Below are 9466 nucleotides of genomic sequence, written 5' to 3' on the forward strand. Positions count from 1 at the left end.
TATGGACTGGTCCCTGGCCGACCGCCCGCCGCGTCTCGCGCGGGGCACCGCCGTCGTCCCCACGACGGACGGCTTTCTGCTGGTCACGCCGACCGAGGACTTCATCACCGTCGACGTCGAGCCAGGACGCCGGGATCTGGTGGCATCCCTGCTGTCCGGGGAACTCAGCCCCGGGGCGGCGGTCGCGCGCGACGCCGACGCCGCCGGGTTGCTCGACGCGCTGGCCGCCGAGGGGCTCCTCGCGGGGGAGGAGGTGGAAGCCACCACCGGGCCGGTGGTCCTGCTGGGCGACGGCGTCCTGGTCGAGCATCTGGGCGACCTGCTGGACACCGTGCGCACCGACGACATCGGCGGCGCGACGCTGGTCGTCGCGTGCGCCGACTGGCTGCCCGACGCCCGCTGGCGTGGCCTGGACGCCGACTGTGCCGCCGCCGGAATCGCGTGGCACCGCGGCTACGCCGAGGGTGGACGCTGGTACGCCGGGCCGCTGTCCGTACCGGGCGCCGGGCCGAGCTACGCCGACCTGCGGCTGCGGCGGCTGGCCGCCAGCCCGTTCCCCGACCAGCTGCTGGCCTACTGGGCGTGGCTCGACGCCGGCGGCCGGCCGGCCGGCCCGCCCGACCCGGCGGGAGCGGCGGTGGCGGCGGGCCTCATCGCCGCCGACGTGCGGGCGTACCTGTCGGGCCGACCCGTCCCGGGCGAGCGGACACAGTACGGGGTGGACGTCCACGCCGGGATCGTCCGGCGGCACCCGGTGCTGCCGGTGCCCCGGGACGTGATGGTGCAGACGCCGTGAACATCCAGGTCGGTCTCGACATGTCCGGCCTGGTCACCGACGTGTGGCGGCCCGACGGGCCGGCGACCGCCGTGCTGGTGCGCACCCCGTACGGCACGCCGGGACTGTGGCCGGAGGCGGCGGCGTACGCGGCGGCCGGGTACGCCGTGGTGCTCCAGGACGTGCGCGGACGGTTCCGCTCCACGGGCCGGTTTGTCGCCGGGGCCGACGAGACCGCCGACGGGCGTGCCGCCGTCGACTGGGTCACCCGCCAGCCCTGGTCGGACGGGCGGGTGGTGCTCGCCGGCACCGGGTACGAGGCGTACACCGCGTGGTGTGCCAGCGGCCATCCGGCGGTGGCCGGGGTGGTCAGCCGGCAGCCGTGGCCGGCGGGCGACGGGTGCCCGCCGGTGGACGCCGAGCTGTGGTGGCGTACCGAGCACGGCACCGGCCGCTTCGGCCACCCGGGCCTGACCCCGCTGGCGGCGGCCGTCGCCGACCTGCCGCTGGACGACGAGGAGCTGCCCGACCGTTGGCCGGTCGACATCTGGCCGTGGCCGCCGAGCGCCGCCGACGTCGCGACGCCCAGCCGGCGCGTCGACGAGGCGGTGGCGCGGTGCCGGGCGCCGTCGCTGCACATCGGTAGCTGGTACTGCCGGTCGGCGGCGGCGACCCTGCGGCACGCGGCGCTCGCCACCGGGGCCACCTGCGTGGTCGGCGGCTGGGTTTCGCCGTTGACCCACGAGCTGTCCGCCGAGTGCGCGATCGACGTGCCGGTCGACCCGGACCCGTCGGACCTCACGCTGCGGTGGCTCACCGGCACGTGCGACGGTTCCCGGACGCTCTGGTTGGGCAGTGGGGCGTGGCGACCCGGCTCCCCGGTGCCCACGCCCGCCCGCGCCCGGACGCTGATCGCGTCCACCCGCCCGGACGTGCTGACCGCCGACCCGGCCCGGCCGTACCCGTCGCTGCCGCACTCGGCCGACCTCGGCCAGCTCACGGGCGTTCCCGACGTACTGGTCGCGACGGTGGTGGGCCCACTGGCCTACCACGGTCACGCCACCTGCGTGGTCTCCGGCCGGGCGGACGCCCCGTCGCGGCTCGTCGCGACCCTCGTCCACGAAACCCCGGCCGGAGTGCGCACGGTGCTGACCGACGGCGCCACGGCGGTCCCCGACGGACCCTGGACGGTCGTGATCACCTGCCAACCGGTCGCCGTGGAGCTGCCCCCGAAGCACCGCCTGCGGCTGGAACTGACCACCAGCCGGTATCCCCGGCACCCCCGACCACCCGTGCCGGCGACGCTCACCATCGACACCTTCGCGCTGCGCACACCCACCCCGCAGGAGGGTCAACCGTGGACGCTCTGATCGACACCCGCACCGGCGTCGTGCGGGGCACCGTCCGGCTGCCGGCGGAGCAGTGGTGGCCGCACGGCCTCGACGTGGTGGTCGCCGACGTGGCCGACATGATGCGCCACCTGCCCTGGCCGGCCGACCGGGTCGCCACCGGCACCGCGTTCGCCGATCCCGAGCAGGCCCGCAGGTCCGCCGTGGGTGAGGCGGTCGAACGCTACTGCGGCAACTTCGTGCCCGCCGGGCTGAGCCGGGCCAGCCACCGGCAGCTGGTCGCCAGGGGAGATCGCGCTGTCGACCCGGCCACGCTGGCGCTGCACTCGCCGACCCAGTACGCGCAGCCCGACTTCCCGTTCGAGCCCTTCACCGCCGACGTGGAGGTGCTGTGGACGGCAGGCTACCGGCTGTCCGACGGCGCCCCGACGGCCGTGCCGGCCTCCCTGGTCTACGTCAACTGGCTGATTCCGCCCCGTCAGGACGAACCGCGTACCAACTTCTCGATGCTGTCCGGGCTGGCGGCCGGGCCCACCCGTACCGCCGCGGAGACCGCCGCGCTGGAGGAGGTGATCGAGCGGGACGCCACCATGATCTGGTGGGCCAACGCGATCCCCGCCCGCCCGGTCGACGTGACCCATCCCGCGCTGTCCCGCCTGCTGGTGCCGGACCCGGAGCGGGGACCGGGCTGGGCCAGGGCCGCCGGCACCTCGGTCGACATCCGGTACCGGGTGATCGCCATCCCGACCGTGTTCGACGTCCCGGTCATCGGGGTGCTGCTCGACGACCCCGACCTGCGGATCACCGCCGTCGGCGTCGCCGCCCGCCCCGAGCCGGCGTCGGCGGTCGCCAAGGCCCTCGCCGAGGCGGTGACCCTGCGCCGGTACGCGGTGGGCCTGCTCGACCCGGACGGTGAGATCTGGCAGGCGGCCGGGACCGGGCTCATCGACGGCACCGTCTTCCATCCCTGGCGCGCCGACCGGTGCTACCTGCGCTCGTACCGCCCGGACTGGTCCGACGTGGTGGACCTCGGTTGCCACGGCCAGCTCTGGCTCGATCCCGCCCTGCGCGCGCACCTGCACCCGATCACCGACGGCGACGAGCTAGTCGGGCTCGACGACCTGCCGCACCTCGACGGTGACATCCGGGCCGCCTACCTGCGCCGCCTGGCCGCCCAGGGCATCGAGGCGGTCGCCGTGGACGTGACGACCCCGGACGCCGCGACCGCCGGGATCCGCGTGGTACGGGTGGTGGCTCCCGGCGCCTACGGCAACCCGCCGGCCGCCTACCCGTTCCTCGGCGGCGACCGGCTCTACACCGACCCGGTCCGCCTCGGCCTGCGCGCGACACCGCTGCCCGAGGCGGACGTCAACCGCGTCCCCCTCCCGCACACATGATCAGCGACCGGCGTACCGGCCTGGTCACCGCGCTGCACCACGAACGCCTGCCGGTCGGCCTGCACGTCACGCACGCCGACCTCGCCTGGCTGGGTCCGGCCGGCGGCCGACCCACCGTGTCCGGGTCGTCGTGGACCTGCCCGGACGCCGCCACCGCCGCCGCCCTGGGTGAGGCGATGGAACGCTACTGCGGCCACCGCGCCCCGGGGCCCACCCTGGTCGACACCTGGCACGGCCTGACCGCGGCCGGCCACCAGGCGGTCGACCCGCGGCTGCTCGCCCTGTACGGTCCGCACCAGGAGGTCCCGTTCACCGGCCTGGACCGGGACGACCGGGTCGCCTGGGTCGCCGGCGCCGACCCGCACCGGGCCCGGGTCTGGGTGCCGGCGTCACTGTGCACGCTCGCCCCACCGGGCATCGGGCCGGCGCCCCACCTGCCCGTCGCGGCCGGCATCGCGGCCGGTCGCACGGCGGCGTGGGCCCGCGCCGCCGCGCTGGCCGAGGTCGTCGAACGTCACGCCCTGGCCACCTGCTGGCACGCCGGCACCCGGTTCCCGCTGCTGCGGCAGACCGTTCCCGGTTTTGCCGGAACGCTGCGGGCCGTGCCGAACCTGCTGTCCGCACCCGTGGTGCTGGCCGTCGTCGAGGACCACGACGGGCTGCTCGGCGTCGGCTGCGCGCTCGCCGCCGACGCCGAGCGCGCCGCCGCCAAGGCCGCCGCCGAGGCGTGCCAGAGCCTGCGGATCGTGCGTCTGGTCGCCGACGGGGCCCTGGACTGGCAGCCGCTGCGACCACACCGGACGGACCGCCGCTACGCCGACTCGTACGCCCCCGACCTGGCCGACGCCACCGACATCGTCTGCCACGCGCAACTGCTGGCCGATCCCCGCGTCGCCGAGGCCGTGGCCCGCCGGCTCGCCGGCGGTGAGCCCGTCCCGGAACGGCACGGCTGGGCCTCCACCGGGCCCGACCTGGACACGGCTCTCGCCGCCCGTGGCCTCACCGCGCTCGCCGTGGACCTCACCACCGTGGACGTCGCCGCCCTCGGCCACACGGTCGTCCGCGTCGTGGTGCCCGGCCTGCGGTCCACGGCGCCGGCCGCCTTCCCGTTCCTCGGCGCGGGCGCCGAACCCCTGCCCGACCGTCCCTGTCTCCTTCCGGTGCCCCATGTCTGACCGGCACCCACGCCCCGGCCCACCACACCCGGCACCGCCCACCGCGCCGCCCCGGTTCCCACGAGAGGAAGAAACACCCATGAGAAGAACGCTCATCGCAGGAGCGTTGTCGTTCACCCTGGTTGCCTGCGGCGGACCCGCCGGGTCGACCACCGCCACGGCCGGCGACGCGTCCGCGGCGAAGACCGTCACCAACTGCGGACAGCAGTACACCTTCCGGCAGACGCCGCAGCGCATCGTCACCTCCAGCACCCCGGCGACCGAGATCGTCCTGGCGCTGGGCAGGCGCGACCGCCTGGTCGGCACCGTCGCCCCCGGTGAGCTGCTGCCCGAGTACGCCGCCGGCCTGCAGGGGGTGACCATCATCGCCAAGAAGGCGTTCCCCCCGCCGTCGAAGGAGACCGTGCTCGCCGTCCGGCCGGAGCTCGTGGTGAGCGCCTACCCCGACGACTACGGGCCCAAGGCCCTCGGTGACCGGGCGAAGCTCGCCGAGGAGGGCGTCAACTCGTACCTGCTCTCCGGCGCCTGCCCGGGACACAAGGCCACAGTGGAGGACACCTACGCCGACCTGAAGAACCTCGGCGAGCTGTTCGGCGTGCCGGACACGGCCGAAGCGGTGGTCACGAAGCTGCGCGGCGAGGTCGACGCCGTCAAGCCGGTGTCCGGCGATCCGAAGGTCTTCGTCTACTCCGGCGGCAAGGAGAAGCCGACCACGCCCGGGGCGCACTCCCTGGTGGACGACCTGCTGCGTCGGGCCGGCGCCACCAACGCCTTCCCCGAGGTCACCGGATACGGCCAGGTCAACTGGGAGGAGTTGGTCAAGCGGAATCCGGACGCGATCCTCATCGAGGACCAGGCCTTCGAGCCCGCCGACGCGGCGATCGCGTTCCTGACCAGCTACCCGCCGATCCAGGGCGTCACCGCCGTCCAGCAGAGGCGGTTCATCGTCGTTCCCGTCAACGACAACCAGCCGGGGCTGCGCGCCGGCCGGGCCCTGCGCACCATCGTCGCCGGGCTCGGCTGAGTGACCGCCCGCACCGCCCCCGCCGTGGCCGTCCCGCCCAGGGCGGGGGCCGTCCGGCTCCCGCTCGCCTGCTGGCTCGCCACACTGGGCGTCGCGCTGGTCGTGTCGGTCGCCGCCGCCGTCAGCCTCGGCCCTGTCGCCATCCCCCTCGACGTCGTGTGGCGTGTCATCGGCCACGAAGTCGGCGTCGCCGACAGCACCGGCATCATCGGCCCGGACCGGGCGATCGTGTGGGGCATCCGCCTGCCGCGCGTCCTGCTGGGCGCCGTCACCGGGGCCGGGCTCGCCCTGGTCGGCGCCGTGCTCCAGGCCGTCCTGCGCAACCCGCTGGCCGACCCGTACCTCATCGGGGTCACCTCCGGCGCGTCCCTCGGCGCCGTCAGCGTGATGCTGATCGGGCTGTCCCCGCTCGCCGTCGTCTCGGTGCCGGCCGGCGCGTTCGCCGGCGCGATCGCCGCCTTCGCCGTCGTTCTGGCCCTCGGTCGGGCCAGCACCGTCCGGCTGATCCTGGCCGGCGTCGCCGTCGCCGCGCTGTGCGAGGCCGTCACCCAGTACGTCGTGCTGACCACACCGGACCGCGACGTGCGCTCCGCGCTGCACTGGACCCTGGGCGGGCTGGCCGGCACCGAGTGGGGGCACCTGCCCGTCGCCGCCGCCGTGACCGGGGCGGCCGGCATCTGGTTCGTCACCCACATCACCCGGCTGAACGCGCTGACGCTCGGCGACGACACCGCCGCCAGTCTCGGGGTGGACGGCGACCGGGTACGCCGCCAGCTCATCGTCGGCTGCGCCCTGGTGACCGCCAGCCTGGTCGCCGTCACCGGCGGCATCGGCTTCGTCGCGCTCATCGTCCCGCACACCACGCGGCTGCTGGTGGGACCCGACCACCGGCGTCTCCTGCCGGTCGCCGCTCTCGCCGGCGCGGTCTTCCTGGTCTGGGTGGACCTGGCCGCCCGCACCGTCAACGACCCGGACGAGGTGCCGATCAGCGTCATCACCGCGCTGCTGGGCGCCCCCTTCTTCCTGTACCTGCTGCGGAAGGCACGCCCGTGACCCCGGCCCGCCTCGACCTGCGTCGGGTCTCCTGGGGGCCGCGCGACGCGATGATCGTGCGCGACGTCGATCTCGCCGTCACACCCGGCGAGATCGTCGGGCTCCTCGGCCCCAACGGCAGCGGCAAGTCCAGCCTGCTGCGGTGCGTGTACCGCAGGAACCGCCCCACCACCGGGGCGGTCCTGCTGGACGGCACGGACGTGTGGCGCCAGCCCGCCCGGCAGGTGGCCCGGCAGGTGGCCGTGCTGACCCAGGACACCCCGGTGGATCTCGAGCACAGCGTCGCGGATCTGGTCGCGTTGGGCCGGACGCCGCACCGGTCCGCCGTCGGCGGGTTCGGCACGGACGACCACCGGATCATCGCCGACGCGCTGCGCCGGTGTCGCCTCGACGACCTCGCCGGCCGGCGGGTGGCCACCCTGTCCGGCGGTGAGCGCCAGCGTGTCCACCTCGCCCGGGCCCTGGCCCAGCAGCCCCGGCTGTTGCTGCTCGACGAGCCGACCAACCACCTCGACCTCGCCCATCAACTGGCGGTGCTCGACCTGGTCTGCGGCCTCGGGATCACCGTCGTCGCCGCCCTGCACGACATCGAGCTCGCCGCCGCGTACTGCGACCGGCTGGTCGTCCTGCACCGGGGCGTGGTCGCCGCCGCCGGGGCGCCCCGGGACGTCCTCACCCACCAGCTCCTGCGCGACGTGTACGGCGTCGCGGCCGAGGTCACCGACGACGGCTGCGGCCGGCTGCGGCTGCGGCTGCCCGAGCCGGCGCACCGCCGCGCCGGGCGCGGGCGTCCGGTCGACCGGGACCCGTCCACGCCCACCACCGCGTCACGGTGACCGCGGCCCACCGTCTCCGGCGTCCCGGGCGGGCGGTATCTTCGGCGTCCGGTCGACGGTGGACCGGCCCTCACGGAAGGACAGGCGGTCTGCGGTGCCCCGAACACGTGCTCTGCTGCCGCCGGCGCTGCTGGGTCTGGTCGTCGTCGCGCTGGTGGTCTCCGGCATCCGGCCGTACGACCGGCTCACCTGGCTGCTGGAGACGGTGTGGGTGATCGTGGGGGTGCCGGCGCTGCTGCTCGTCTGGCGCCGATTCCCGCTGACCACGCTGCTGTGCTGCCTGCTCGCGGCCCACGCGCTGATCCTCGTCGCCGGCGGGCACTGGACGTACGCCCGTACTCCGGTGGGGGAGTGGGCGCGGGACGTGTTCGCGTTGTCCCGTAATCCGTACGACCGGCTGGGCCACTTCGCGCAGGGGTTCGTGCCGGCCATCCTGGTCCGCGAGATCCTGGTCCGTCGCTCGCCCCTGCGGGGCAGCCGGTGGCTCGCCCCGCTGGTCGTCTGCGCCTGCCTGGCGTTCAGCGCGTTCTTCGAGATGCTGGAGTGGTGGGCGGCGGTGGCCGCCGGGCCGGCCGCCGACGACTTCCTCGCCACGCAGGGCGACGTCTGGGACACCCAGTGGGACATGTTCCTCGCGTTGGTCGGGGCGATCACGTCGCTGGCCCTGTTCAGCCGGTTGCACGACCGGCAGTTGCCGTCCCCGACGGCCGCGCTCTGACCGTCCCGGGGCGCCCGGCGTCGGTTGTGCCCGGCCGGCGAATTCCGTAGGTTAGGTAAACCTAACAAAGACTGGTGTGGTGCTGCGTCAGCTCGGTGGACCGGTGGTCCGCGCCGCCGGCCGGCGGGGTCCGTGTCCACCGCCACGCGGGGGACGCCGCCGCGCCGGTCGCCACCACCGGCGCCGTTCACCGAGGAGTGCGATGACGAAGGCCACCGGCTCCGTCTGGCTGCGGCACGTCGAGGGCTTCGGGAGGGTGCTGATCCGTCCGGTGGACCCGGCCGGCGACGCCGAACTGATCCACGACTGGGTCACCCGGGAACGGTCCGGGTTCTGGGGGATGCGCGACGCCACCCGGGAGCGGGTGCGGGAGATCTACGCCTACGTCGACTCGCTGCCCACCCACCACGCCTACCTGATCCACCGGGACGGCCGTCCGGTGGGGCTCTTCCAGACGTACGAGCCGGCGGCGGACCCGGTGGGCGAGTGCTACGACGTGCTCCCCGGTGACTTCGGCATCCACCTGATGATCGCCCCGCCCGACGGCGGGAGCGAACCGGGCTTCACCGGCGCGGTCCTCGGCGCCTTCCTGGACTTCGTGTTGGCCGACCCGTCGCACCGGCGGATCGTGGCCGAGCCCGACGCCCGCAACGACCGGGCCATCGCCCGGCTGCGCCGCGCCGGTTTCGTGCCCGGCCCCCAGGTCGACCTGCCCCACAAGCGGGCCCAGCTGCTCTTCCTGGACCGGGGCCCGGCCTGACGCCGTGGTGGACGACCGTCCGCCACGGCGCCGGGCGGTGGGTCAGGCGATCGTGCAGGCGGACCCGTTCAGGGTGAACGAGGTCGGCCTGCCGGTGTTGCCGGTGTGGTTGGCCTGGAAGCCGATGTTCACCGACGCGTTCGGCGCGATGCTGCCGTTGTAGGAGACGTTGCTGGCGGTCACCGCGCCGCTGGTCGGCGTGTAGGTGGCGTTCCAGCCGCTGGTGATGCTCTGGCCGGCCGGCAGCGTGAAGCCGAGGCTCCAGCCGTTGATCGCGGTGGTGCCGGTGTTGGTGATGGTGACCGAGGCGGTCAGGCCGGTGTTCCACGCGTTGACCGTGTACCCGACCCGGCAGGGCCCGGCCGGTGCCGTGGTGGGC

10 protein-coding genes are annotated in these 9466 nt (G+C 74.9%); 9 read left to right on the plus strand and 1 reads right to left on the minus strand.

Annotated elements, in window-relative coordinates:
• The first annotated feature begins 1 nt into the window (after position 1).
• From E1165_RS05250 to E1165_RS05290, 9 genes are all read left to right on the plus strand, one after another.
• Complete coding sequence (locus tag E1165_RS05250; RefSeq protein WP_132388260.1) at positions 2-796, plus strand: hypothetical protein; 795 nt, start codon at positions 2-4, stop codon at positions 794-796.
• Positions 793-2145 carry a CocE/NonD family hydrolase gene (locus tag E1165_RS05255; RefSeq protein ID WP_132388262.1) on the plus strand — a complete coding sequence of 451 codons (1353 nt, stop codon included), beginning with the start codon at positions 793-795 and terminating at the stop codon, positions 2143-2145. Before E1165_RS05250 ends, E1165_RS05255 begins: the two co-directional genes overlap by 4 nt.
• Entirely contained in the window at positions 2133-3521 is a 1389-nt protein-coding gene (locus E1165_RS05260; RefSeq protein WP_132388264.1) for a YcaO-like family protein, read from the plus strand. Before E1165_RS05255 ends, E1165_RS05260 begins: the two co-directional genes overlap by 13 nt.
• Positions 3518-4696 carry a YcaO-like family protein gene (locus E1165_RS05265; RefSeq protein WP_132388266.1) on the plus strand — a complete coding sequence of 393 codons (1179 nt, stop codon included), beginning with the start codon at positions 3518-3520 and terminating at the stop codon, positions 4694-4696. Before E1165_RS05260 ends, E1165_RS05265 begins: the two co-directional genes overlap by 4 nt.
• 79 nt (positions 4697-4775) lie before the next feature.
• Complete coding sequence (locus E1165_RS05270; protein WP_132388268.1) at positions 4776-5720, plus strand: ABC transporter substrate-binding protein; 945 nt, start codon at positions 4776-4778, stop codon at positions 5718-5720.
• Complete coding sequence (locus tag E1165_RS05275; RefSeq protein ID WP_132388270.1) at positions 5721-6773, plus strand: iron ABC transporter permease; 1053 nt, start codon at positions 5721-5723, stop codon at positions 6771-6773. It begins immediately after the preceding gene.
• Entirely contained in the window at positions 6770-7609 is an 840-nt protein-coding gene (locus tag E1165_RS05280; protein ID WP_132388272.1) for an ABC transporter ATP-binding protein, read from the plus strand. Before E1165_RS05275 ends, E1165_RS05280 begins: the two co-directional genes overlap by 4 nt.
• Before the next feature lie 94 nt (positions 7610-7703).
• A complete protein-coding gene (locus tag E1165_RS05285; RefSeq protein WP_132388274.1) occupies positions 7704-8327 on the plus strand; it encodes a DUF2238 domain-containing protein in 624 nt (207 codons plus the stop codon).
• Between the two features lie 202 nt (positions 8328-8529).
• Positions 8530-9087 carry a GNAT family N-acetyltransferase gene (locus E1165_RS05290; RefSeq protein ID WP_132388276.1) on the plus strand — a complete coding sequence of 186 codons (558 nt, stop codon included), beginning with the start codon at positions 8530-8532 and terminating at the stop codon, positions 9085-9087.
• 42 nt (positions 9088-9129) lie between these two features.
• Here E1165_RS05290 and E1165_RS05295 read toward each other — a convergent pair.
• Positions 9130-9466: cellulose binding domain-containing protein (locus E1165_RS05295; protein WP_207916592.1), on the minus strand; the 337-nt coding region annotated here is incomplete at its 5' end.

The organism is Micromonospora sp. KC723 (assembly GCF_004348595.1).
Taxonomy (GTDB): Bacteria; Actinomycetota; Actinomycetes; order Mycobacteriales; family Micromonosporaceae; genus Micromonospora.

Coding starts and splice junctions, on each gene's coding strand:
- E1165_RS05250 (WP_132388260.1), top strand. CDS start 2: ATGGACTGGTCCCTGGCCGACCGCCCGCCGCGTCTCGCGCGGGGCACC.
- E1165_RS05265 (WP_132388266.1), top strand. CDS start 3,518: ATGATCAGCGACCGGCGTACCGGCCTGGTCACCGCGCTGCACCACGAA.
- E1165_RS05270 (WP_132388268.1), top strand. CDS start 4,776: ATGAGAAGAACGCTCATCGCAGGAGCGTTGTCGTTCACCCTGGTTGCC.
- E1165_RS05290 (WP_132388276.1), top strand. CDS start 8,530: ATGACGAAGGCCACCGGCTCCGTCTGGCTGCGGCACGTCGAGGGCTTC.